Source organism: Janthinobacterium sp. PAMC25594 (assembly GCF_019443505.1).
Classification (GTDB): Bacteria; Pseudomonadota; Gammaproteobacteria; order Burkholderiales; family Burkholderiaceae_D; genus Janthinobacterium.
This window is the reverse complement of sequence record NZ_CP080377.1, coordinates 5,391,429-5,414,681: the sequence shown is the minus strand read 5'-3', so window position 1 is coordinate 5,414,681 and position 23,253 is coordinate 5,391,429. Positions and strand designations below refer to the sequence as shown.

Below are 23,253 nucleotides of genomic sequence, written 5' to 3'. Positions count from 1 at the left end.
GGGAGAGACCGTGCGCCCCTATCTTGTTTCCGCCGCTTGCTTCATGCGCCTGCTTGCCGCCCTGCTCTGCGCCGCGCTGGCCGCCTGCGCCGCCGCGCCGCCCGTCAGCTTGCCCCCCATCTTCAACGACAGCGATTTTGCGCCGGCCACCGCCATCGATGCCGGCCAGGTCTTCGCCCTCAGCGACGCCATGCGCCAGTATGTGCAGACGCAAGTGCGGCAAGCGACGCACAACGGCAATCCCCGCACGGCGCTGTACGAAGCGCTGTACGACAAATCCAGGCTGAAACTCGAATACGATGCGGCCATGACCCGCAATGCGCGCGAAACGTTCGCCGCGCGCCAGGGCAACTGCCTGTCGCTGGTGATCATGACGGCGGCGCTGGCGCATGAATTGGGCTTGCAGGTGCGCTACCAGGAGGTGCTGGGCGAAGAAAGCTGGAGCCGCAGCGGCGACATGTATTTTGTCGCCGGCCACGTCAACCTGGTGCTGGGCCAGCGCCTGGGCGACAACCCGAATAACTACGACGCCAAGGGCATGATGGTGATCGACTTCCTGCCGTCCGGCGACGTGGCGGGCTACCGCACGCGCGAAATCAGCGAAGCGACCGTGCTGGCCATGTACATGAACAACCGCGCCGCCGAAACCATGAGCGAGGGCCAGCTGGAGCAGGCGTACTGGTGGGCCAGGGCGGCCCTCCTGCAGGATCCCTCGTTCAACGGCGCCTACAACACCCTGGGCGTGATCCAGCTGCGCCATGGCGACCTGGCGCAAGCGCGGCGCACGCTGACCCATGCGCTGATGCGCGCGCCGGACAACACGCTGCTGCTGTCGAACCTGGCGCAGGCGCTGGAAGCGTCCGGCCTGCCCGATGAAGCGCTGCCGCTGCGCCGGCGCCTGCTGGCGCTGCAGCCGCAGCCGCCCTTCCACTACTTCAACCTGGGCAAGGCGGCCATGCAGCAAAACGATTACGTCCAGGCGATCCGCCTGTTTTCACGCGAAATCGCGCGCGACCCGTACTACCACGAATTCCACTTCTGGCTGGCGCAGGCGTATGCGCGCATGGGCCAACTGGCGCAGGCGGACCGGCAGCTGGAACTGGCGATGGACAACAGCACCACGCGCAGCGAGCACGGGCTGTATGCGGCCAAGCTGCAACGGCTGCGCGCCGCCACTGCGCATTAATCCTCCAGGAACATCTGCTGCAGGTCATTCAGGAAGCACAATCCCCGTTCCGTCGGGCGGATGACCTGGTGGTCGCGGTACAGCAAGCCTTTGGCTTCGGCCGCATTCAGCGGCTGCTCGATGGCGTTGATGGCCAGGCCCGTGCGCTCGGCGAACAGGTTCGGCGAGAAACCCTGGGTCAGGCGCAGGGTATTGAGCATGAATTCGAAACCCATCTCCTCGCGCGCCAGCTCGCGCTCTTCCTGTACCGGGTTGCCGGCCAGTACCGCGTCCATGTAGGCGCGCGGCTGCTTGTAGCGGGCCTGGCGCAGCACGCGGTGCGGGAACGAGATTTTCGAGTGCGCGCCCGCGCCGATGCCCAGGTAGTCGCCGAATTCCCAGTAATTGCGATTGTGCCTGGCCTGGCGGCCAGGCTGCGCATACGCCGACACTTCGTAGCGGCCGTAACCGGCCTGCGCCGCGCGCTCAGCCACCATGTCGGCGATGTCGGCGCTGGCGTCGTCGTCCGGCAGCGCGGGCGGATACTTGGCGAACAGGGTGTTCGGTTCCAAGGTCAGGTGGTACAGCGACAGGTGCGGCGGCGCGAACGACAGCGCCGTTTCCAGGTCCTGCCGCGCCTCGTCCAAGGTTTGCGTGGGCAGCGCGTACATCAGGTCGAGATTGAAATTGTCGAAATTGGCGTGCGCGATGTCCACCGCGCGGCGCGCTTCGTTGTCGTCATGGATGCGCCCCAGCGCCTGCAAATGGCGCCCATTGAAGCTCTGGATGCCGATCGACAGGCGGTTGATGCCGCTGGCCCGGTAAGACTTGAATTTTTCCGCTTCGAAGGTGCCCGGATTGGCTTCCATGGTGATTTCGCAGTCGGGTTCCAGGGGCAGCAGGGTGCGCACGTCCGACATCAGCCGGTCCAGCCCCGCCGCCGACATCAGGCTGGGCGTGCCGCCGCCGATGAAAATCGTGTGGATCTTGCGGCCCCAGATCAGCGGCAGCGCCATTTCCAGGTCCAGCCGCAGGGCCGCCAGGTATTCCGCTTCCGGCAAGTCGCCGCGCACCTCGTGCGAATTGAAATCGCAATACGGGCATTTTTTCACGCACCACGGGAAATGGATGTACAGCGACAGCGGCGGCAAGGCCGTCAGGTTCAGCGCGCCCGGCTGCAGGTATTTCAGGGCCGCCCCGGCCGCGCCGGAAATGCCTTCCTGCGGTGCCGGCGACGCTCCGGGCCTGGCTGCCGACTTGGCAACGGCGCCCACCAGTTTGATCGGGATCATCGCAGTTTTTCCACCAACGCGCGCAGGGCCTGGCCACGGTGCGACAGCGCGTTCTTTTCATCAGACGTCAGTTCGGCCGCGCACTTGCCCAGCGCGGGAATGAAGAAATGCGGATCGTAGCCGAAGCCGCCGGTGCCGCGCGCCATGGCGATCATTTCGCCATTCCAGCGGCCGTCGGCGATCACCGGTTGCGGGTCGTCCGCATGGCGCACGTACACCAGCACGCAGTAGTAGTACGCGGACTTGTCGGCATGCGCTTCCAGGTCGGCGATCAGTTTGGCGCTGTTGGCGGCGTCCGATTTCGGCTCGCCCGCATAGCGGGCCGAATACACGCCCGGCGCGCCGCCGAGCGCATTCACGCACACGCCGGAATCGTCGGCCAGCGCCGGCAAACCCGTCAAACGCGCCGCGTGGCGCGCCTTTTGCAGGGCGTTTTCAACGAAGGTGTGGAATGGTTCGTCGCTTTCCGGCACGGCGTACTCGCCCTGGGCGTGGACGGAAAAACCGATGGTCGAGAGCAGCTCGTTGAATTCCTTGAGCTTGCCGGCGTTGTTGGAGGCGAGGATGAGGCGTTGGGTCATGTCAGTAGTCCGGTTGAAGTGCCGACATTGTAAACCTTTTGCGCCCCCCTCACCGCGCCCCGCCGCCGCGCTCAACGGCGGCAGGTGTGGGCTTTTTGCCCGGCGCGGCGGGCAATAACATGTAAATCTAGGTAAAGATTACATGCCGAGCGATTGCTTTTGCAGGGCGATCAGGTCGGCGATGCCGCCCTGCGCCAGGTCCAGCAAGCGGTTCATGCCGGCGCGGTCGAAGGCGGCGCCTTCAGCCGTGCCCTGCACTTCGATGAAGTGGCCCGCTTCCGTCATCACCACGTTCATGTCCGTGTCGCAGCCCGAGTCTTCCACATAGTCGAGGTCCAGCACCGGCATGCCCTGGTAGACGCCCACCGAGATGGCGGCGACGAAGCTTTTCACGGGGATGGCGGCGATCGCGCCGCGCGCCTGCAGCTGCGAAAACGCATCATACGCGGCCACCATGGCGCCCGTGATCGAGGCCGTGCGCGTGCCGCCATCGGCCTGGATCACGTCGCAATCGAGGTGCAGCGTGCGTTCGCCGAAGGCCTGCAGATCGAAGGCGGCGCGCAGCGAGCGGCCGATCAGGCGCTGGATTTCCTGCGTACGGCCGGACTGCTTGCCGCGCGCCGCTTCGCGGTCCATGCGCGTGTGCGTCGAGCGCGGCAGCATGCCGTACTCGGCCGTCAACCAGCCCTGGCCCTTGCCCTTCAGGAAACCCGGCACCTTGTCTTCGATGCTGGCGGTGCAGATGACCTTGGTGTCGCCGCACTCGATCAGCACCGAGCCTTCGGCATGCTTGGTGTACTGGCGGGTGATGCGGATGGCGCGCAGCGCGTCGACGGCGCGGCCGCTCGGGCGGGATTCAAATGTCATGGGGATGTCCTGTGTGATTGGGGTTGCGGCCGCGATTTTACCACCGCGGCGCCATGCCACGGCGCAGGGCGGCCCGCGCACAAGATCCCTACAATCCTGCCCCGCCAAACACAATTTTCTTTACAATGCCGTAAAACGCACACTATTCAGCAATTTTCAGGCCATCGCGCAGTTCGGTCCTGTTTCGCGGCGCGGGCGGTATTGCCTGCGCTGGCTGATTAAGTGTATAAGTGACTGTATACAAGACCAAATCGGGGAATCCTTTGAGCATTTCAAGCATGACAGGCTACGCGGTTGCCACCAGCGAAGGTGCTGCAGGCACACTGACAATTGAAATCAAGAGCGTCAACTCGCGCTTTCTCGACCTGCAATTCCGCATCAACGACGATCTGCGGGCGCTGGAGCCTGACTTGCGCGCCGCCGTCATGTCCGCCATCACGCGCGGCAAAGTCGAGGTACGCCTGAGCTTTGGCCGCAAGGCCGCGACCGCCGGCACGCAGGCGCTGAACGTGCCCCTGCTGGCCGAACTGGCGCGCCTGCAAAACGAAGTGGGCCAGCATTTTGTCTCCGCCCCCGTCATGACGGTGGCCGAACTGCTGCGCTGGCCTGGCGTCATCGAAGAAGCGCAAGTGGGGCAAGAGTCCCTGCAGGCGGACGTGGGCGCGCTGACCAAACGCACCGTGGCGGCCTTCGTCGACAGCCGCAAGCGCGAAGGCGCGGCGCTCGAAGCGGTGCTGGTGTCGCGCATCGAAGCGATGGAAGCCATCGTCAAGCGCATCACGCCCTTGATTCCGCAAGTGGTGGCGGCCTTCCAGCAAAAAGCCATCGAGCGCATGCAGGATGCGCTGGGCCTGGCCAGCCAGGGCTCGAATTCGGCCCTGTCGCGCCAGGACGCCATGGAGCGCATCCGCCAGGAAGTCATTTTGTACGGCATCCGCATCGACGTCTCGGAAGAACTGGCGCGCCTGTCGGCCCACCTGGGCGAAACGCGCCACATCCTCACCAAGGGCGGGCAAGTGGGCAAGCGCCTCGACTTCATGATGCAGGAACTGAATCGCGAAGCCAATACGCTGGGCGCCAAGGCATCCGTCAAGGAACTGGCCGACGCCTCGATGGACTTGAAGCTGCTGATCGAGCAGATGCGCGAACAGGTGCAGAACCTGGAGTAAGCCGCCAGCCATGCCGGCCTCTTTGGGACTGGCTCACAGCCTTGCCTCTTGGTAAAATACCGGATTGGGCGCCGCCTGCGCGAGCATCGGCGCCAACAACACGATTATTGAAAGATCCGCATGAGCCACCCTACCGCCTTCTCCGGCAGCCTGTTCGTGGTCGCCGCGCCATCGGGCGCCGGCAAATCGACACTGGTCAATGCATTGCTGGCGCAAGAGCCCGGCATCAAACTGTCGATCTCGACCACCACGCGCGCGCCCCGTCCGGGCGAGCAGCACGGCCGCGAGTACTACTTCACGACGGCGGAAGACTTTGTCGCGCGCGCCGACCAGGGCGAGTTCCTGGAATGGGCGGAAGTGCATGGCAATTACTATGGCACCTCGCGCATCATGGTGGAACAGCAAATGGCCGCTGGCACCGACATCCTGCTGGAAATCGACTGGCAGGGCGCGCGCCAGGTGCGCAAGCAATTCCCCCGCGCGGCCGGTATTTTCATCCTGCCGCCATCGATCGATGCGCTGGAAGAGCGCCTGAACAAGCGCGGCCAGGACGAGCCGCACGTGATCACGCGCCGCCTGCTGGCGGCCGGCGGCGAAATCGCACACGCTCCCGAGTTCGAGTATGTTATTATCAATGAAGAGTTTACGGTCGCTTCGTCCGAACTGAGCGCGATCGTGAGAGCGGCCCGTTGCCGGTTTGCGCAACAAGCGGCCCGCAACGCATCGCTATTCGCCCAGCTGGGCCTGCACGCAGAGTAATCAGCCTGCACGCCAATTCACACAGCACCACGCAAAAATTTTAGGAGTTACCATGGCCCGTATCACAATCGAAGATTGCCTGAAGCAGATCCCTAACCGTTTCCAGCTGACCCTGGCTGCGACCTATCGCGCACGTCAGTTGTTGCAAGGCCACACCCCAAAAGTGGAAGCCAAGGACAAGCCTACCGTTGTCGCACTGCGCGAAATCGCTGCCGGTAAAGTTGGCATCGAAATGCTGAAAAAGGTCCCGATGTAATTGGGAAGCCGCGTGCCGGAACAGTGCTGACCCCTGGTTCTACCGTATCGTTTATTCACACTGTAAAGCAACGCGACGTTTTATGAGTCTGACTCCAGCCGACACGACTTCCGCATCACTGCCGCCGCTGGCCTCGCGCCAGGCGGCAAAAGCACAGGGCGCTTCCGCGTCCGGTGCTGGCACGTCCGCCGGGACCACCTCCGCGACACCGCCAGCACCCGCCTTGGGCGTGGCCTCCGTCAGCCACCTGGCCGACAAGCTGGCCGAATACCTGTCCCCCGCCGACCTGAAAAAAGTCAAGGAAGCCTACCGCTTCTCCGACGAAATGCACCTGGGCCAGATGCGCCGCTCGGGCGAGCCGTATATCTCGCATCCGATCGCCGTCGCCGAAATCTGCGCCGACTGGAAACTCGACGCGCAAGCCATCATGGCCGCCCTGCTGCACGACGTCATGGAAGACCAGGACGTCAAGAAGGAAGAATTGATCGAACGCTTCGGCGCACCGGTGGCGCACCTGGTCGACGGCCTGTCGAAGCTGGAAAAGATCGAATTCCAGAGCCAGATCGAAGCGCAGGCGGAAAACTTCCGCAAGATGCTGCTGGCCATGGCGTCCGACGTGCGCGTGATCCTGATCAAACTGGCCGACCGCCTGCACAATATGCGCACGCTGGACTTCATGACGGCGGCCAAAAAACGCCGCATCGCCAGCGAGACCATGGAAGTGTACGTGCCGATCGCGCACCGCCTCGGCCTGAACAATATTTACCACGAGCTGCAGGATCTGTCGTTCTCGCACCTGTATCCGATGCGCTACCGCACGCTGGCGAAAGCCGTCAAGGCGGCGCGCGGCAACCGGCGCGAAGTGGTCAACAAGATCATGGAAGCGGTGAAAAGCACCTTGTCCATGGCCGAACTCGAGGCCGACGTCACGGGCCGCGAAAAGACCCTGTACGACATCTATAAAAAGATGCGCAGCAAGCATTTGTCGTTTTCGCAAGTGCTGGACGTGTACGGCTTCCGCGTGGTGGTGGGCAGCTTTGCCGACTGTTACGTGACCCTGGGCACCCTGCACAGCCTGTACAAGCCCATGCCGGGCAAGTTCAAGGATTACATCGCGATTCGCAAGCTGAACGGCTACCAGTCGCTGCACACGACCGTCATCGGCCCATACGGCACCCCCGTCGAATTCCAGATCCGCACGCAGGAAATGCACCGCACGGCCGAATCGGGCGTGGCGGCGCACTGGCTGTACAAGAGCGGCGAATCGAACCCGTCCGACTTGCAGCAGCGCACCCATGCGTGGCTACAATCGCTGCTCGACATCCAGCAGCAGACGGGCGACTCGGCCGAATTCCTCGAACACGTCAAGGTCGACCTGTTCCCCGATTCCGTCTACGTGTTTACGCCGAAGTCGAAGATCATCGCCCTGCCGCGCGGCGCCACGGCCATCGACTTCGCCTACTCGATCCACACGGGCATCGGCGACCAGACCGTGGCGGTGAAAATCAACAACGAAACCTCGCCGCTGCGCACCGAGCTGCACAATGGCGACATCATCGAGATCATCACCGATTCCTCGTCGCGCCCCAGCCCGACGTGGCTGTCGTTCGTGCGCACCGGCAAGGCCCGTTCGGCCATCCGCCACCATCTGCGCACGATCAACCTGCCCGAATCGATCGCCCTGGGCCAGCAGCTGCTGTCGCAGGCGCTGCAAACCCTGAACATCGATGCCGACCTGCCGGCGCCGCTGGTGGAACGCCTGCTCAACGAATCGAGCGCCAATTCCATGGACGAGCTGTACGCGGACATCGGCATCGGCAAGCGCATGGCCACCCTGGTGGCGCGCCACATCTTCGGCCTGATCGGCGGCGAAGCGGCCAGCATGCCCGTGGAACACAATAGCGGCAGCGAACTCGACCCCGTTACCATCTGCGGCACCGAAGGCGTCTCGGTGCAGCTGGCGCCGTGCTGCTTGCCGATTCCCGGCGACCAGATCATCGGCCAGCTGCGCCGCGACCAGGGACTATTGGTGCACACGAGCGACTGCTCGCAAGCGAAACGCCAGCGCGCCAAGGAGCCGGACCGCTGGATCGCCGTGCGCTGGGGAACCGAACTGAACCGCCGCTTCGACTGCCGCATCAAGGTGCTGATCAACAGCGAACGGGGCATTTTGGCGAGAGTCGCCGCCGAAATCGGCGAGTCCGACGCCAACATCATCTACGTGGGCATGGACGAAGACAAGGACAACGTGCTCGACCAGCTGCGCTTCACCGTGCAGGTCAAGGATCGCGTCCACCTGGCCGCCCTGCTGCGCAACGTGCGCCGGGTCGCCGGTGTCAACCGCATCCTGCGCGAGCGCAACTGATTCACGCGGCAAAAAGCTGGGGTCAGACCCGGCGGGTCTGACCCCGGATCTCCGCTGCGGACTACCGGCTCAGTTCTGCAACGCGCCGTAAAAACGCCTGATCTCCTAGCGCAAATTCAGCATTGACTGCTTCTCGCAGTTGCCCGATGCAACTCTCGCCTAATGCATCCTGGAATAACGACTGGTATGTTTTTTGCCGTTCAAACGCATCATGCCCAAGCATCAAATACAAGGAATGCGGGGACAGCAAATCATCATGCATACCCTGTGCGTTGCTCCGATAGCTGGACCAACAATATTGCCCAGGTAATGCCACGATACCGGCCCTGACGGGATTCAATTCGATATAGCGCTGGCAAATCAATAAATAACGCTCGCTCTGCACCAGGCAGGATTTGTAGCGGCCTTCCCACAAGCTGCCGGTGCGACCATAACGCCAGTTGAAATACTGCACATAACGCTGGTTCAGCATTTTCATCATCGACGACAAGGAGTCTGTACTTTGCGTGGAAAGCAAAAGATGCACATGATTGCTCATGACCACATACGCATGCAGATAGCACGGCGCAAGCGCCAAACAACTACGCAGATAGTCAAGATAGCGCTGCTTATCCTGCCCATCAAGAAAGCATGCTTGGCGATTCACTCCACGCTGCACCACATGCAGCGGAACGCCGGGCAAGACAAGCCGGAGGCGACGGGGCATGGCAACTCCTGATGCCAACTGAATGATCATTGTGCCCGCGCGCGCCTCAGGCGCCCTGCGTCACCGCAAGCTTACCCTTCCCCCGGCGCCGGATACGTCACTTCCAGCAACTCCAGCTCCTGCTCGCCCTGCGGCGTGTTGAGGGTGATGAGGTCGCCCTCGCGCGCCTTGGTGATGGTGCGGGCCATCGGCGAGACCCAGCTGATCTTGCCGTTCAGGGGGTCGAATTCATCGATGCCGACGATGGTGATGGTGTGCGTTGCGCCGTCGCTGGTGCGGTAGGTTACCGTGGCGCCGAAAAACACCTGGTCGTTGCCATGGTGCACGCTGGGGTCGACGATGGCGGCCAGGTCCATGCGTTTCGTCAGGAAGCGGATGCGGCGGTCGATTTCGCGCAGCCGGCGCTTGCCATAGATATAGTCGCCATTTTCCGAGCGGTCGCCATTCGACGCCGCCCAATGCACGATGCGCACCACTTCCGGACGGTCGACGTCGATCAGCTGCAGCAGCTCTTCCTTGATGCGCTGGTAGCCGGCCGGCGTAATGTAATTCTTGGCACCGGCGGGAATGGCCAGCGCCAGCGCGGCCGCTTCTTCATCGTCGTCGTTGTCGGATTCTTTTACAAAGGCTTTATTCATCCGCCTATTGTAGCCCCGCCAGGGAGCCACGGGCACACCGGATGCGGGGGCAGCCGGGCTTTTTTGACGTATCATCGAGGCAATGGCAGCCATACCGGAGCGCCACACGGAGACGGATGAAAAAATTCTACAGAGTCAGGCGCTGGCTGTTCGCGCCGCTGGTCTACCTGGCCGCCATCTGCCTGCTGATCGAGGAATGGCTGTGGGCCACCGGTGCGCGCATCATGCAGGTGGTGGCGCAATTTCCACCGCTGCATGCGCTGGAAGCGTGGATCAAGCGCCTGCCGCCGTACTGGGCGCTGGCCATCTTCGTGCTGCCGGCCGTGCTGCTGTTTCCCGTCAAGCTGCTGGCCCTGCTGGCGATCGCGCGCGGCCATGCGTTTTCCGGCATCGGCGTGATCGTCCTCGCCAAGCTGGGCGGCGCGGCCGCCGTCGCGCGCCTGTACAACCTGACGCGCCCTACCCTGCTCAGTTTGCCGTGGTTTGCCCGCTGGCATGGCCGGTTCATGGAAACCAAGGACCGCTGGATCGCCCGCCTGCGCGCCACGCGCCCGTGGCGCAGGGTCAGCCGCCTGTCGGCCGCGCTGGGCCGCGCCCGCCGCGCCTGGTGGCAGCGCTTGCACAAGGGCCCGCCAGGCCGTCATAATTCCCGCCCGGCCAGAGTGCTGCGCCGCTTCGCCGCCTTCTGGCGCGCCCGCCGCTGATGAAGAAAGGCCATCCCATGCACGATACTCCCCGGCTCGCCCCCGCCCTGCGCGCGGCGGCGCCGGAAATCTACCTGTACGACGCGGCCAGCTTGCAATTGCTGGACGCTAACAATGCCGCCTGCGACAACTTGCAGTACGCGCGCAAGCAATTGCTGGCGATGACGCCCTTCACGCTGGCGCCGCAGCTCGACGCGCAGCAGCTGGCCGCCGTGCTGGCCACCCTGGACGACAGCATCGGCGCGCAAGTCCGGCTGCACGTGCAGCAACGGCGCCGCGATGGCAGCCTGTATTCGCTCAGCCTGCACCTGTCGCGCGCCCAGCGCCAGGGGCGCGCCCTGCTGCTGGCCGAGGGCGAAGACTTGCGCACGCCGCAGGCGACGGCCGCCGCCCTGGCGCAGGTGCAGTCGCGCTTCAACGCCATCGTCTCGAACACGCCGGGCCTGGTGTACCAGTTCTGCCTGCATGCGGATGGACGGGCATCGTTTGCCTACCTGAGCGACGGCTGCCAGGCGCTGCTGGGCCTGGAGCCGGCACAGCTGCACGCGCGCCCGGAACTGTTCTACCAGCTGATCCTGGCCGACGACCGCGCCTCGTATCTGGAGTCGATGCAGGCGTCAAAAAACGCCTTGTGGAGCTGGAACTGGGAAGGCCGCATCTGGATCGATGCCTGGAAGGATGTCAAATGGATCAACCTGCGCTCCACGCCGCGCGCGCTGGCCGACGGCACGGTGCAGTGGGAAGGCATCATGACGAATATCACGGAAAGCCGGCTGGAACAGATCGAAGTGCGCCAGTCGCGCGCGCGCCTGGCCGAGCTGACGGCGCATATCGACAAGGTCAAGGAACACGAACGCACGCGCCTGGCGCGCGAACTGCACGATGACCTGGGCGGCAATTTGACGGCGATCAAGATGGCGCTGGCCATGCTGGCGCGCCGCCTGCCGCCGGACGACCCGCTGCTGCAGGAAAAAGCCGACTATGTCGATGCCCTGGTCGACCGCAGCATCGACGCCGTGCACCGCATTTCGCTGGACTTGCGCCCCTCCATGCTGGACCTGGGCCTGGTTGCCGCGCTGGACTGGCAGGTGAAGGAATTCGCGCGCCAGGCCGGCATCGAATGCGAATTCATTTCCAACCGCCAGCATATCGACCTGGAACTGGACCAGGCGACCAGTCTGTTCCGCATCGCCCAGGAGGCGCTGACGAATATCGCCAAGCATGCGCAAGCGAGCAAGGTCAGCGTGCGCCTGGCCCGGCAGCGCCAGCATATCAGCCTGTCGATCGCCGACAATGGCGTCGGCATGCGCCTGTCCGACCGCGCCAAGCCGCAGTCGTTCGGCATCCGCGGCATGGCCGAACGCGCCGCCGCGCTGGGCGGCACCCTGAGCCTGGTGGACGGGCCCGATGGCGGCACCCTCCTGAGCATAAAAATCCGGCTGACCACGCCGCGAGAGGCGATAATAGCGGCTGCAGCCAGTGCGCCCGCGCACAGCGGGCCGCCGCCAGACGCGGCCTAGTGGGTGAATTAGATAGGAAACAACGCAGTCATGAAAGAAAAAGCCACCATCCGGGTATTCATCGCCGACGATCATGCGATCGTGCGCGAAGGCTTGAAGCAAATCCTCGCCGATACGAAGGACATCATCGTGGCCGGCGAGGCTGAAAATGGCCACGACGCCATCAAACTGTTCCGCGGCTCGAAATGCCAGGTGTTGCTGCTCGACATCTCCCTGCCCGACCGCAGCGGCATCGAGGTGCTCAAGCAGATCAAGAAGGAAAAGCCGGAACTGGCCGTGCTGATGCTCTCCATGCACCGCGAAGACCAGTACGCCATCCGTTCGCTCAAGGCGGGCGCGGCCGGCTACCTGACGAAGCAGAGCGCACCGCGCGAACTGGTCACGGCCATCCGCCAGGTGGCGCAGGGCTTGAAATACATCAGTGCCTCGCTGGCGCAGGAACTGGCCAACACGGTGGGCGAAGACCACGAAACGGCCTTGCACGACACCTTGTCGGACCGCGAATACCAGACCCTGGTGATGATCGCCTCGGGCAAGGCGGTGGGCGCCATCGCCGAAGAGCTTAAATTATCCGTGAAAACCGTCAGCGAGTACCGCGCCCGCTTGCTGGTCAAGATGAAACTCAAGAACAGCGCCGAACTGACCCATTACGCCATCCGCAACCAGCTGGTCGATTGACGGCAAAGCGGCATGCCCGCTGGCATCGGGCGAATTGACAGGACTTCTCCTTGCTTCTCGCACAATAAGTTCTTTGCCAACTCGCCTATCATGGGGATAATGAGAAATATCTGAAAAGGCTGTGTCTACATGTCCAGTAAATTGCCATCTTCACCAGCAGGCGCTCCCGCTGGCGCCACGAACACCGCCGCCGCGGCGATGAATCCGGCCGATATCGCCCGCGAAGCGTTTCGCCGCCTGGCCACGCGCCGCATCGCCCCCACGCCCAGCGCCTACCGCGACATCTACAATGAAATCGCCGGCATCAGCGAACCGGCCGATACGCCTGCCGCCCCGGCAGCCGTGCTGGCCGCCAGCGCTCCCACGGAGAGCGGCGCGGAAAACGTCCTGACGCAATTTGCCGCCAAAATGAGCGAATCGGCGGGCGAACTGGGCGACTTTGGCCGCCGATTCCAGCGGGCACTGAAGGCGCGCGACTGGGACAGCTATGCGCGCACCCTGGCGCAACTGGCGGAAAAACAGGTCAAGAAAGGCGGCGGCATCGAATTGCCGCCCCTGCCGGACGGCGAACAGACGCGCACCCTGCGTGAATTGCTCAGCCGCACCCTGGGTTTTGCCGTCGCCACCTTGCTGACGGGCACGCCCGCGCTGGTGGAAGAAGCCGAATCGCTGGGCGCGGCCATCAAACTGGCCCACACGGAAGAGGCGCTGAACGAAGCGGCGCTGCGCCTGAAGCAGCTGTGCTACCAGATCGAACTGAAAAGCGGCGATACGGCCGAGCAGCAGGAATTGCTGCTGCGCCTGTTCAAGTTGCTGCTGGACAACGTCAGCCAATTGCTCGACGACGACAGCTGGCTGCGCGGCCAGGTCGATGCCGTGCAAAACCTGATCGCCGGGCCGCTCGACCAGCGCGCGCTGGAAGACGCCACGCGCAGCCTGAAGGAAGTCATCTACAAGCAAAGCCAGCTCAAGCACAGCCTGTCCGACGTCAAGCTGACGGTCAAGAACATGATGATGACCTTCATCGACCGCCTGGGGCAAGTGGCGGCCAGCACGGGCGACTTCCATGAAAAGATCGGCGGCTATTCGGAAAAGATCAGCCAGGCGGAAAATATCAGCGAATTGAACAGCGTCCTCGACGAAGTCTTGCGCGAAACGCGCATGGTGCAGAACGAGGCCTTGCGCGCGCGCGACAAAATGGTGCTGGCGCGCCAGGAAGTGCAGGATGCGGAACAGCGCATCCACACGCTGGAAGCGAAGCTCCAGCATATGAGCGAACTGGTGCGGGAAGACCAGCTGACGGGCAGCCTGACCCGCCGTGGTCTGGACGATGTGTTCGAGCGCGAGACGGCCCGCTCGGACCGCCGCGGCACGCCGCTGTGCATCGCCATGCTGGACCTGGACGATTTCAAGCGCCTGAACGACACCTATGGCCACCTGGCCGGCGATGCCGCGCTGAAACACCTGGTGAAAATCGTCAAGGAAACCCTGCGCTCGATGGACGTCATCGCCCGCTTCGGCGGCGAGGAATTCCTCATCCTGCTGCCGGAAACCACGGTCGAGGCGGCCTCGTCGACGATGACGCGCCTGCAGCGCGAGCTGACCCGGCATTTCTTCCTGCACGACAACGAAAAGGTCCTGATCACCTTTTCCGCCGGTGTGGCCCTGCGCCTGCCCAACGAAGACCAGGCCGAACTGGTCAAGCGCGCCGACCGCGCCATGTACCAGGCCAAGCAGACGGGCAAGAACCGCGTGGTGGTGGCGGAATAGCTACGGCCCACTGCACGCCATGCCGTCCCGCCACCCGGCCGGACGGCATTTTTCATATAAAAACAATAACAATTATTCCCCGTCCTGCGCTTCGCCGGCATGCACGCGAGATGAAAATAAAACTATTTTTACCCTCAAGTTTCTTTAAATCATGCCGTCTAGCGCGCGGTCAGGCACAAACTGAAGGGCTGAAAATTAAAATTTAAAGCGCTTTTCGCCATAAATTTTCCCGCACAGCAACCGTTACCCTAAATAACAGCGGCTTGATTGTCCCGGAACAGCGGGGCAGGCCAAAGTGACTAGCACATAGCGCAATGTAGTACCTGTTTGGAGAATTATCATGGCTGCAGTAATTAATACCAACATCTCGTCCCTGAATGCACAACGCAACCTGTCGACCTCGCAATCGGCCCTGAGCACCTCGCTGCAACGCCTGTCCTCCGGCCTGCGCATCAACAGCGCCAAGGATGACGCTGCTGGTCTGGCGATTTCCGACCGTATGACGTCGCAAATCCGCGGCATGAGCCAAGCCACCCGCAATGCCAACGACGGCGTCTCGCTGGCGCAAACGGCTGAGGGCGCACTGTCGAGCTCGGGCGACATCCTGCAACGTATCCGCGAACTGGCCGTGCAATCGTCGAACGCCACCAACTCGGCCAGCGACCGCCAGGCGCTGCAAACCGAGGTAGGTCAGCTGGGTTCGGAACTGAACCGCATCGCCACCACCACCTCGTTCAACGGCCAGGCACTGCTGGACGGCACCATGGGCACGGCCAACTTCCAGGTTGGCGCCAACGCCAACCAGCTCATTTCCGCCAGTGGCGCCAACTTCCTGACCAGCACTTACGGCAACAACGAAGTGCAAGGCAGCGGCGTGGCACCTGGCACGGGAACAAAAATGGTCACGGCCCAGGCCATCGCAGTGGCGGGCTCGACAGGCCTGGCAACGTACACCACGACGGCCACCGACACGGCCCGCTCCGTGGCTGCCGGCGTCAATGCGCTGACCGCCAAAACCGGCGTCACCGCCACCGCGACTACCGATCTGAACTTGACGATGGCCGCCGGCTCGCAATCGTTCACGCTCCAATCGGATAATCAGACTGCCGTGACGATGTCCTTCACCGTGACCGGCACCGGCTCTACCGCCAGCGACTACGCCGCCGGCATCAACGCCATCAATGCGCAAACGGCCAACACCGGCGTCACCGCCCAGTACGATTCGGTCAAAGGCGGCATGAAGCTGACCAATTCGACCGGCAATGACATCAGCATCGTCAATGGCGCGGCTGCCAGCGGCGCGAACTCGTTCACGCCTTCAGGCTACAGCAACACTGGCGCACTGGTAGCAGGCGCAGCCACCGCCGCCGGCGCCACCGCGTTTGCCAACGGCACGCTGACCTTCGACTCGCCAGGCGGTTTCTCGGTCACCGATGCAGGTTCCGGCCTGGCCCTGAGCGGCACCTCGAAGCTGCAATCGGTTTCGTCGCTGGATGTCACTTCCTTCGCCGGCGCGCAAACCGCCCTGAAAATCACCGACGCCGCGCTGGCCTCGGTGAACAGCCAGCGCGCCCAGTACGGTGCTTTGCAATCGCGCTTCAGCTCGGCGATTTCCAACCTGCAATCGACCACGGAAAACCTGTCCGCATCGCGCAGCCGCATCGTCGATACCGACTTTGCTTCGGAAACAGCCAACCTGACGCGCGGCCAGATCCTGCAACAAGCGGGTACAGCCATGCTGGCGCAAGCGAACTCGCTGCCGAACGGCGTCCTGAGCCTGCTGCGCGGCTAATCGTCAATTAGCCCCGTAACATCGCTGGACTCAGGTTCCCCTGCCGGATTTTTTCGGCAGGGGAATTTTCACTAGGAGAGCACCATGACTATCGATGCGATTACGTCCGCCTCCGCGGCCAGAGTTGACAAGAGTTACGCCCCTACCGACACAGTACCGGCACGAGCGGCAGCGCCAGCGCGCACCGCCACGGAAAATGCCGCCGTCACGCCGCAGCAAGCCAGCCGAGAGCCCAGCCGCGAACAACTGGACAAGGCCGTCTCGGCACTGAACCAGTCTTCGCAAATGAAGACGCAGGGCCTGGAATTTTCCATCGATGAGGACAGCCATCGCACGGTGGTCAAAGTGATCGATCAGGAAACCAAGGAAGTCTTGCGTCAGATCCCCTCCAAGGAAGCCCTGGCGCTGGCCAAAACCTTCGACTCGGCCAAAGGTTCCCTGATCAGCCAGAGTGCGTGAGCATGGGCTTGCCCTCGCAGGCGCGGCATCATGGCAAGAGATATGCAGGCAACACAGCGGGGCCTGCTAGCCTGGCTATCCGGCCCCGCATTTTGTATGCAAGCGCAGTCAATTCCCCCTCTCTTAGCTAGTTTTTCGCTCCCGCTGAAAACAACGCGGTAAATCCCCCTCTCAAGTCCTGATTGATTCTGCCGATAACAGCTTATATTAGTGTTTTCCTAGGAGCATGCCGTGGCCATTACCCCTACAATCTCATCCGTTGGCATCGGCGCCGGCGCCAGCGGCCTGGATGTGAACTCCATCATCGACAAGCTGATGACGGCCGAATCAGCGCCACTGGCTACTTTTGACAAGAAAACAGCGTCCTACCAGGCCAAGCTCAGCGCGATGGGTACGCTAAGCGGCTCCGTCGGCGCCTTTCAGGGCTCGCTTTCCGCGCTGACCAATTCGAATAACTTCCGCGCCGTCAGCGCCACGCCATCGGACCCGCTGGTGCTGACGGCCAGCGCCGGCGCCAAGGCCGTGGCGGGCAGCTACAACATCAACGTTTCCCAGCTGGCCCAGGCGCAGACGCTGACGTCCGGCGGCATGGCCAGCAAACTGTCGACCATCGGCGGTGGCGCCAAGACCACGGTTTCCTTCCAGCTGGGCGCGCTGGCCGGCGGCACCTTTGGCGTAACGGGCACGGCTCTGAGCGGCGGCACCCTGCTCACGGGCATCAGCAACGGCTCCTTGAACATCAACGGCACGGCCATTCCGACCGATGCCGGCACCAAGAGCGCGCGCGCGCTGGCCGACGCCATCAACGCCAAGAGCAGTACCACGGGCGTGACGGCCACGGCCCAGCCGACGGCCAGCAATGCCAGCATGTTCAGCGGTTTCGGCAATATCGCCACCGGAGCGGACGGCACCTATACGCTGTCGGTTGGCGGTATCGATATCGTGACCCAGGGTAACGGCGTCGCCGCAGGCGGCGGCATCACTGCTGCCTCGCTCGATACGACACTGGCCGGTCCGAATGCCGTCTCGAACGCGCTGGCGGCGGCGAATATCACCGTCACGGGCACGGCAGCCGGCGGCAACTTGCAGTTTACGCGCGCCGATGGCTCCAACCTCAACATTGAAGAAGTGGTCACAGGCAGCGTCATGGGCGGCATCGGCCACGCCGCCAATGCCACCAACGACGGCTCGAATGTGACGCTTGCCAGCTCGATCACCCTGGCGTCGGGCAATGCCAGCCCCATCACCATCGCCGGCAGCAATCCCGCTGCAGCCGGGCTGACGGCGGGCACGGGCGGCGCCTACATGAATACGGGCTTCACCCAGGATGGCACGCAGGCAACGGGGTCGGTGGTGATCGATTCCACCAACAACAGCTTGCAAGGCATCCGCGACGCCATCAATAACGCCAGCCTGGGTGTCACCGCCAGCATCGTTTCCGACGGCACGGACAAGCCGTATCACCTGGTGCTCAGCTCGACCAAGACGGGCGCCAATTCGGCGATGAAGATTACGCTCAGCGGCAGCAACGGACAGCCGGCGGACAGCGCCCTGAATGATTTGCTGTCCTATGACGCCTCCGGCACACAGAATCTGAAACAGAACACCGCAGCGCAAAACACCAACTTCAGCGTCAACGGCATTCCCATCACCAGCAGCTCGAACAGCGTCGATACGGCCATCGAAGGCGTCACCTTGGGCATTACCAAGATCGGCACGACCAATTTATCGGTAGCCAAAGATACCTCGACGGTCAAGGGCAGCATCACCGCCTTCGTCAAGGCCTACAACGATCTGAATACCGCCATCAACAAGATGACGGCCTACAACCCCGATACCAAGACCGGCGCCATCCTCCAGGGAGACTCGACGGTCCAGTCTATCCAGAGCCAGCTGCGCCGGCAATTGGGAGCGCCGATTACCGGCCTGAACGGTGGACTGAGCAACTTAAGCCAGGTAGGCATTGCGTTTCAAAAAGACGGCAGCCTGACCTTGGATGCAAGCAAACTCGACAAGGCAATCGGCGCCAATTTTGGCGATATCGCCGGCCTGTTCTCGGCCATCGGTAAAGTCAGTGACAGCAATGTCGGCTTCACCAGCTCCACCGCCGCCACCAAGCCCGGCACGTATGACCTGACCATCACCACCATGGCCAGCCAGGGTTCGCTCACATCGGATGCGGTACTGCCAGCCAGTACCACGATCGCCAGCGATACCACCTGGAATGTCACGCTCAACGATACGGATCCCTCGGCGGCCAAGAATACTGCCAAGGTGACCATTCCAGCAGGCACCTACACCGCAGCGCAACTGGCGTCGATGGTGCAATCCTCGATCAACGGCGTCAAGGCGTTTTCGGATATTGGCTCAACCGTGTCCGCTTCGATCGATGGCACCGGCAAACTGGTGCTGGCCTCGAGTCGCTACGGCTCCGTCTCGAACCTGGCATTAAGCAACGGTACAGGGAGCGGCATAGAAACCCTGTTTGGCACAGCCAAGCCTGTCAAAGGCACCGATGTGGCCGGCACTCTGGGCGGCCAGCCTGTCACCGGCTCAGGCCAATCCCTGACAGGGGCACCCGGTTCGCCGGCCGACGGGTTGAAGATTGAAGTGACCGGCGGTGTCATCGGCTCACGCGGCACGGTCAGCTTCTCGCAAGGCTATGCCTATCAGCTCAACAACCTGGCGACATCGTTCCTCGGTACGACCGGCATGATCACCAACAAGTCCAAAGGCATCAACGACAGCATCAAGGCAGTTGCTGACCAGCGCGACAAGTTCAGTGCGAAGCTGACCGACATCGAGGCACGCTACCGCACCCAGTACACACGCCTGGACGTGTCCCTGAACAAATTACAGGGCACGCAAACCTATTTGACCCAGCAGCTGGCCGCCATCGCCGCCAACCGTTAAGCCCATACATCAGGAGAATATATGTTTGGAACCCAACAACGCGGCGTCAACGCCTACGCCAAGGTCGGCCTGGAAACGGGCATCGTCTCGGCCTCGCCGCACAAGCTGATCGTGATGCTATACGACGGCGCCCTGGTGGCCGTGCTCAGCGCGCAAGTACACATGAAATCGGGCAATATCCCAGAAAAGGGCAAGTCCATCTCGAAAGCCATCCAGATCATCGACAATGGTTTGCGCGCCAGCCTGGACAAGGAGGCGGGCGGCCAGATCGCCGAAGGCCTCGACGCCCTGTACGAGTATATGAGCGCACGCCTGCTGACGGCTAACCTGAACAACGATATTACCCTGCTGGAAGAAGTGCAGCGCCTGCTGACCGACCTGCGTGAAACCTGGAATGCCATCGGCACCACGCCCGCCGCCATCCCCGGCGCCGATTTGAAACGTATGCCCAGCCTTGCGAGCGCCTGATCCATGATGACCCATCAAGAAGTCCTGACCACCTACGAAACCATGCAGACCCTGACGGGCCGGATGGTGACTGCCGCCAGCAACGCCGACTGGGACGAGCTCGAAGCGCTGGAGCAACAAGTGAGCGCGCATGTGGAAGCGCTGAAGGCGAATGAAGCAAAAGTCGTGCTGGAAAGCGCCGGCCGCCAGCGCAAGGTCGCCCTGATCAAGCAGATCCTGGAAGACGACCGCAAGATCCGCGACCTGACCATGCCGTGGATGGCGCATTTGTCCAAGCTGATCAACAGCACCGGCACCGAACGGCGCCTGGCCAACGCCTACGGCGTCTAAACGCACACGGGGGCGCCATGTTGCCGAAGATGGACGTGATCGGCATGCCGCCCCTGCCCCCGGTCAAGGGCACGCGCCCGGCCGACGCCGTCGCCGACCCGCGCCAGGCCGAGTTCCAGCGCTCGCTGCAAGGACTGATCGGCAAATCCATGCAGGGCCAGGTGCTGGCGCGCATGGGCGATGGCAGCTACCTGGTGCGCGTGGCCGGCACGCCGGCCCGCATGCAGCTGCCCGCCGGCGCCCAGCTGGGCACGGAAATCCCCCTGACCTTGATCGGCATCAATCCCCGCCCCTCTTTTCAAATTGGCAATAACCGCGACCAGCCCGCCAGCGCCCTGCTGACGTATGCCGACGCGGAGGCCGAACCCGACGCCTTTGAAGCGCGCGGTCCCCAGACCGGTGCCGCCCAGGCCGGCACGCGCGCCAGCAGCACGGCCGCCACCCTGCTCAGCCGCGCACCGCTGACGCCGGCCAATCTGCTGCCCGCCCTGGCAGGCGATACACCGGCGCCGGAACTGAGCACCACCGCGCGCGCCATCAGCAGCGTGCTGAGCCAGGCGGAAAGCGTGCCCGGCGCGCCCCTGGCGCTGGTCGGCAAGACGCCGCTGATGGCAGCGCCGGGAGCCGATCCGGCCCAGGTGGCGCAAAAGCTGCGCGACACGGTCGGCAGCAGCGGCTTGTTCTATGAATCGCACGTGGCCGAATGGGCCGAAGGCAAGCGCCCGCTGGCCTCGCTGTTGCTGGAACCGCAAATGCAAAAGGCCGCGCCGGGCGAGACGCCCAGGATGGGCACCGACCTGGCCGCGGCGCAACTGATCAATTTACAGCTGCATACGCACGAACAGGCGCGCGTGCAGTGGCAGGGCGAAGCCTGGCCCGGCCAGAAGATGCAGTGGGATATCAGCCAGGATGCGCCGGAAGGACAGCAGCACGCTGGCACGCAGGCCGACGAGGAAGCGACGGCCTGGCGCAGCAATGTGCGCTTCCAGTTTCCCCTGCTGGGCGACCTGGCAGCGCACGTGGTCTTGCAGGGCGGCCGGGTGGCCATCCAGCTGCAGGCCGGCAGCGAAGGCAGCGCCGCCACCCTGCGCCAGCATGCGGCGCGGCTGGAAGCGTCGCTGGACGCCGCCGGCTGGCCCCTGTCGTCATTGACGATCGCCGGCAAGCCGGAGGCGGCCGAAGGGCCAGCGGCAGAAGCTGAAGTAGGAGCGGGCGATGCTTGACGACAGCAGGCGCAAGGTGCCGCAGACGGCCGTCGCGCTGGCCTACCAGAGCGGCACGCCGGCGCCCAAGGTGGTGGCCAAGGGCAGCGGCCTGATCGCGGACCAGATCATCAGCACGGCGCGCGAACACGGCGTCTTCGTGCATGAATCGAAAGAATTGGTGGCGCTGCTGATGGATGTCGACCTGGACCGCCAGATTCCGCCCGGCCTGTATCGGGCGATTGCGGAACTGCTGGCCTGGTTATATCATATTGAATCTGCGAATGGCGGACCGATCCCGCCGCCGCCCGACACCAGCGTCAACCTCACCGATACATAGACAGGCATCAATGCAAGCACATATTATGGATTCCGGCCTCGAAAACTGGCATGACTTTGAAGTGGAATCGCGGCGGGAAATCATTGCCTTGCTGCGCAGCATCAGCGAAAAAAACCAGCTGATCCGCATGCTGATCCACGGTGAATCCGATGTGTGCGTCACCTCCATCCTGGAAGTCGATGCCGACCACAATACCGTCATCCTCGACCGTTCCGTGAACGCCGACCAGAACCGGCGCATGCTGGCCGCCAAGGGCATCTCGTTTGAAACGTCGCTCGACAAGATCCGCATCCTGTTTGCCAGCGCCCAGGTGCAAGAGTGCAATTACGGCGCCACACCCGCCTTGAAAATTGCCATTCCGGAAACATTGATCCGCCTGCAGCGGCGCGAGTATTACCGCATGACGACGCCCGTGAGCAATCCCGTGCGCGTGGCGATTCCCCTGCCGCCCTCGCTGGGCGGCGCCGACGCCCTGTTTCCGCTGGCCGACATCAGCTGCGGCGGCATCGCCATCCTGGACAATAAACTGATATTGGGCGAGACCATCGGCAGGGACTATCCCGGTTGCCGCATCGACTTGCCTGACGTCGGCATCGTCACCGCCACCTTGCAAATTCGCAATTCGCTGGACATGACCCTGCTGAACAACAAGCTGAACCGCCGCCTGGGCTGCCAGTTCGTCGACCTGCCGCGCAGCATGCTGGCGCACGTGCAGCGCTATATCACACGCCTGGAGCGGGAGCGCAATGCACGGATGGCTGGACTCAGCTGATAACCCAGCCGAAAGCTGGGGTCAGACCCGCCGGGTCTGACCCCAGAATTTGCCTTTGGGGTAAATTAAACTTAAACCTGCATATTCATGATCTCATGATACGCAGAAACCAACTTATTCCTCACCTGCACCGTCGCCTGGAATTCGATGCTGGACTTTTGCATCGACACCATCACGTCCGACAGGCTGACTTTTTCGTCGCCCATGGTAAAGCGCTGGCCCATCGCCGACGAAGCCTGTTGCGAACTGCTCACGGAGTCCAGCGCGCTCTTGAAGGCGTCGGCAAAATTCACCTTCGCCGCCGGCATTTCGGTCTGGATCGCCGGTATTTTCGCCTCCGGCCGCGTGGCCGCCGACTTCAGTTGCGCGATCATCGCCTCGATCCTGCCGCTATCGATACCGCCTGTTTTCACTTTGCCTCCCGATTCTGGTCTGCTTCATATCTGTTCCATGCCTGTTGCACCCAGAGAACAAAACCCTGGCGTGCAAGGCAACGACGGGTACAAT

23 protein-coding genes are annotated in these 23,253 nt (G+C 63.0%); 17 read left to right on the top strand and 6 right to left on the bottom strand.

Translation table 11 applies throughout. The features are described 5' to 3' along the window. The first annotated feature begins 10 nt into the window (after positions 1-10). Positions 11-1,186, top strand: coding sequence for a tetratricopeptide repeat protein (locus KY494_RS24345; RefSeq protein WP_258194407.1), 1,176 nt, complete (start codon positions 11-13; stop codon positions 1,184-1,186). On the opposite strand, the gene hemW is transcribed toward KY494_RS24345, so the two are convergent. From hemW to rph, 3 genes are all read right to left on the bottom strand, one after another. Further along, positions 1,183-2,457, bottom strand: coding sequence for a radical SAM family heme chaperone HemW (hemW, locus tag KY494_RS24340; protein ID WP_219888509.1), 1,275 nt, complete (start codon positions 2,455-2,457; stop codon positions 1,183-1,185). The two genes, KY494_RS24345 and hemW, sit on opposite strands and share 4 nt — an antisense overlap. Further along, positions 2,454-3,038, bottom strand: coding sequence for an RdgB/HAM1 family non-canonical purine NTP pyrophosphatase (rdgB, locus tag KY494_RS24335; RefSeq protein ID WP_219888508.1), 585 nt, complete (start codon positions 3,036-3,038; stop codon positions 2,454-2,456). Before rdgB ends, hemW begins: the two co-directional genes overlap by 4 nt. 138 nt (positions 3,039-3,176) lie before the next feature. After that, positions 3,177-3,905 carry a ribonuclease PH gene (rph, locus tag KY494_RS24330; protein ID WP_219136028.1) on the bottom strand — a complete coding sequence of 243 codons (729 nt, stop codon included), beginning with the start codon at positions 3,903-3,905 and terminating at the stop codon, positions 3,177-3,179. 278 nt (positions 3,906-4,183) lie between these two features. On the opposite strand from rph, the gene KY494_RS24325 reads away from it, so the two are divergent. The 4 genes from KY494_RS24325 to KY494_RS24310 all read left to right on the top strand — a co-directional run bounded on the left by KY494_RS24325 (position 4,184) and on the right by KY494_RS24310 (position 8,454). Then, a complete protein-coding gene (locus KY494_RS24325) occupies positions 4,184-5,074 on the top strand; it encodes a YicC/YloC family endoribonuclease (RefSeq protein ID WP_219114751.1) in 891 nt (296 codons plus the stop codon). Positions 5,075-5,194: 120 nt separating this feature from the next. Next, positions 5,195-5,833 (top strand): guanylate kinase, encoded by a 639-nt coding sequence (gene gmk / locus KY494_RS24320; RefSeq protein ID WP_219888507.1) that lies wholly within the window; start codon positions 5,195-5,197, stop codon positions 5,831-5,833. Between the two features lie 52 nt (positions 5,834-5,885). Then, positions 5,886-6,089: a DNA-directed RNA polymerase subunit omega gene (rpoZ, locus tag KY494_RS24315; RefSeq protein WP_010400723.1), complete on the top strand. Its 204-nt coding sequence runs from the start codon at positions 5,886-5,888 to the stop codon at positions 6,087-6,089. An 82-nt stretch (positions 6,090-6,171) separates the two neighbouring features. Continuing rightward, positions 6,172-8,454 (top strand): bifunctional (p)ppGpp synthetase/guanosine-3',5'-bis(diphosphate) 3'-pyrophosphohydrolase, encoded by a 2,283-nt coding sequence (locus KY494_RS24310; RefSeq protein ID WP_219136027.1) that lies wholly within the window; start codon positions 6,172-6,174, stop codon positions 8,452-8,454. Positions 8,455-8,515: 61 nt separating this feature from the next. On the opposite strand, the gene KY494_RS24305 is transcribed toward KY494_RS24310, so the two are convergent. Together KY494_RS24305 and greB are read right to left on the bottom strand one after the other, a co-directional pair. After that, positions 8,516-9,160: a transposase gene (locus KY494_RS24305; RefSeq protein WP_219888506.1), complete on the bottom strand. Its 645-nt coding sequence runs from the start codon at positions 9,158-9,160 to the stop codon at positions 8,516-8,518. A 71-nt stretch (positions 9,161-9,231) separates the two neighbouring features. Next, positions 9,232-9,798 (bottom strand): transcription elongation factor GreB, encoded by a 567-nt coding sequence (gene greB, locus KY494_RS24300; protein ID WP_096237449.1) that lies wholly within the window; start codon positions 9,796-9,798, stop codon positions 9,232-9,234. Between the two features lie 116 nt (positions 9,799-9,914). On the opposite strand from greB, the gene KY494_RS24295 reads away from it, so the two are divergent. From KY494_RS24295 to KY494_RS24240, 12 genes are all read left to right on the top strand, one after another. Continuing rightward, entirely contained in the window at positions 9,915-10,502 is a 588-nt protein-coding gene (locus tag KY494_RS24295) for a hypothetical protein (protein WP_219888505.1), read from the top strand. Positions 10,503-10,519: 17 nt separating this feature from the next. Continuing rightward, positions 10,520-12,022, top strand: coding sequence for a sensor histidine kinase (locus KY494_RS24290; RefSeq protein WP_258194403.1), 1,503 nt, complete (start codon positions 10,520-10,522; stop codon positions 12,020-12,022). A 30-nt stretch (positions 12,023-12,052) separates the two neighbouring features. Beyond that, complete coding sequence (locus tag KY494_RS24285) at positions 12,053-12,700, top strand: response regulator transcription factor (RefSeq protein ID WP_034753998.1); 648 nt, start codon at positions 12,053-12,055, stop codon at positions 12,698-12,700. A 198-nt stretch (positions 12,701-12,898) separates the two neighbouring features. Beyond that, positions 12,899-14,470: a GGDEF domain-containing protein gene (locus KY494_RS24280; protein WP_219891720.1), complete on the top strand. Its 1,572-nt coding sequence runs from the start codon at positions 12,899-12,901 to the stop codon at positions 14,468-14,470. Between the two features lie 340 nt (positions 14,471-14,810). Then, on the top strand, positions 14,811-16,262 hold the full coding sequence (locus KY494_RS24275; protein ID WP_219888504.1) for a flagellin: 1,452 nt from the start codon (positions 14,811-14,813) through the stop codon (positions 16,260-16,262). Positions 16,263-16,346: 84 nt separating this feature from the next. After that, positions 16,347-16,721 (top strand): flagellar protein FlaG, encoded by a 375-nt coding sequence (locus tag KY494_RS24270; protein WP_219888503.1) that lies wholly within the window; start codon positions 16,347-16,349, stop codon positions 16,719-16,721. 231 nt (positions 16,722-16,952) lie between these two features. Beyond that, complete coding sequence (gene fliD / locus KY494_RS24265; protein WP_258194402.1) at positions 16,953-19,634, top strand: flagellar filament capping protein FliD; 2,682 nt, start codon at positions 16,953-16,955, stop codon at positions 19,632-19,634. 21 nt (positions 19,635-19,655) lie between these two features. After that, a complete protein-coding gene (gene fliS / locus KY494_RS24260) occupies positions 19,656-20,102 on the top strand; it encodes a flagellar export chaperone FliS (RefSeq protein ID WP_219888502.1) in 447 nt (148 codons plus the stop codon). Positions 20,103-20,105: 3 nt separating this feature from the next. Then, complete coding sequence (locus tag KY494_RS24255; protein ID WP_219136021.1) at positions 20,106-20,432, top strand: flagellar protein FliT; 327 nt, start codon at positions 20,106-20,108, stop codon at positions 20,430-20,432. A gap of 17 nt (positions 20,433-20,449) precedes the next feature. Beyond that, the gene (locus KY494_RS24250; RefSeq protein WP_219888501.1) at positions 20,450-21,655 is read left to right on the top strand and encodes a flagellar hook-length control protein FliK; all 1,206 of its coding nucleotides are present in this window, start codon (positions 20,450-20,452) and stop codon (positions 21,653-21,655) included. Further along, a complete protein-coding gene (locus tag KY494_RS24245; RefSeq protein ID WP_034754014.1) occupies positions 21,648-21,974 on the top strand; it encodes an EscU/YscU/HrcU family type III secretion system export apparatus switch protein in 327 nt (108 codons plus the stop codon). Before KY494_RS24250 ends, KY494_RS24245 begins: the two co-directional genes overlap by 8 nt. 25 nt (positions 21,975-21,999) lie before the next feature. Further along, complete coding sequence (locus KY494_RS24240) at positions 22,000-22,746, top strand: flagellar brake protein (RefSeq protein WP_219136085.1); 747 nt, start codon at positions 22,000-22,002, stop codon at positions 22,744-22,746. A 71-nt stretch (positions 22,747-22,817) separates the two neighbouring features. On the opposite strand, the gene fliE is transcribed toward KY494_RS24240, so the two are convergent. Further along, positions 22,818-23,120 (bottom strand): flagellar hook-basal body complex protein FliE, encoded by a 303-nt coding sequence (gene fliE, locus KY494_RS24235; protein WP_243136536.1) that lies wholly within the window; start codon positions 23,118-23,120, stop codon positions 22,818-22,820. Positions 23,121-23,253 lie beyond the last annotated feature (133 nt).

Excerpts from the sequence above, each read along its gene's own strand:
- hemW (WP_219888509.1), bottom strand. The coding sequence starts at position 2,457 with ATGATCCCGATCAAACTGGTGGGCGCCGTTGCCAAGTCGGCAGCCAGG.
- rdgB (WP_219888508.1), bottom strand. The coding sequence starts at position 3,038 with ATGACCCAACGCCTCATCCTCGCCTCCAACAACGCCGGCAAGCTCAAG.
- rph (WP_219136028.1), bottom strand. The coding sequence starts at position 3,905 with ATGACATTTGAATCCCGCCCGAGCGGCCGCGCCGTCGACGCGCTGCGC.
- KY494_RS24325 (WP_219114751.1), top strand. The coding sequence starts at position 4,184 with ATGACAGGCTACGCGGTTGCCACCAGCGAAGGTGCTGCAGGCACACTG.
- gmk (WP_219888507.1), top strand. The coding sequence starts at position 5,195 with ATGAGCCACCCTACCGCCTTCTCCGGCAGCCTGTTCGTGGTCGCCGCG.
- rpoZ (WP_010400723.1), top strand. The coding sequence starts at position 5,886 with ATGGCCCGTATCACAATCGAAGATTGCCTGAAGCAGATCCCTAACCGT.
- KY494_RS24310 (WP_219136027.1), top strand. The coding sequence starts at position 6,172 with ATGAGTCTGACTCCAGCCGACACGACTTCCGCATCACTGCCGCCGCTG.
- KY494_RS24305 (WP_219888506.1), bottom strand. The coding sequence starts at position 9,160 with ATGCCCCGTCGCCTCCGGCTTGTCTTGCCCGGCGTTCCGCTGCATGTG.
- greB (WP_096237449.1), bottom strand. The coding sequence starts at position 9,798 with ATGAATAAAGCCTTTGTAAAAGAATCCGACAACGACGACGATGAAGAA.
- KY494_RS24295 (WP_219888505.1), top strand. The coding sequence starts at position 9,915 with ATGAAAAAATTCTACAGAGTCAGGCGCTGGCTGTTCGCGCCGCTGGTC.
- KY494_RS24290 (WP_258194403.1), top strand. The coding sequence starts at position 10,520 with ATGCACGATACTCCCCGGCTCGCCCCCGCCCTGCGCGCGGCGGCGCCG.
- KY494_RS24285 (WP_034753998.1), top strand. The coding sequence starts at position 12,053 with ATGAAAGAAAAAGCCACCATCCGGGTATTCATCGCCGACGATCATGCG.
- KY494_RS24280 (WP_219891720.1), top strand. The coding sequence starts at position 12,899 with ATGAATCCGGCCGATATCGCCCGCGAAGCGTTTCGCCGCCTGGCCACG.
- KY494_RS24275 (WP_219888504.1), top strand. The coding sequence starts at position 14,811 with ATGGCTGCAGTAATTAATACCAACATCTCGTCCCTGAATGCACAACGC.
- KY494_RS24270 (WP_219888503.1), top strand. The coding sequence starts at position 16,347 with ATGACTATCGATGCGATTACGTCCGCCTCCGCGGCCAGAGTTGACAAG.
- fliS (WP_219888502.1), top strand. The coding sequence starts at position 19,656 with ATGTTTGGAACCCAACAACGCGGCGTCAACGCCTACGCCAAGGTCGGC.
- KY494_RS24255 (WP_219136021.1), top strand. The coding sequence starts at position 20,106 with ATGATGACCCATCAAGAAGTCCTGACCACCTACGAAACCATGCAGACC.
- KY494_RS24250 (WP_219888501.1), top strand. The coding sequence starts at position 20,450 with ATGTTGCCGAAGATGGACGTGATCGGCATGCCGCCCCTGCCCCCGGTC.
- KY494_RS24245 (WP_034754014.1), top strand. The coding sequence starts at position 21,648 with ATGCTTGACGACAGCAGGCGCAAGGTGCCGCAGACGGCCGTCGCGCTG.
- KY494_RS24240 (WP_219136085.1), top strand. The coding sequence starts at position 22,000 with ATGGATTCCGGCCTCGAAAACTGGCATGACTTTGAAGTGGAATCGCGG.
- fliE (WP_243136536.1), bottom strand. The coding sequence starts at position 23,120 with ATGATCGCGCAACTGAAGTCGGCGGCCACGCGGCCGGAGGCGAAAATA.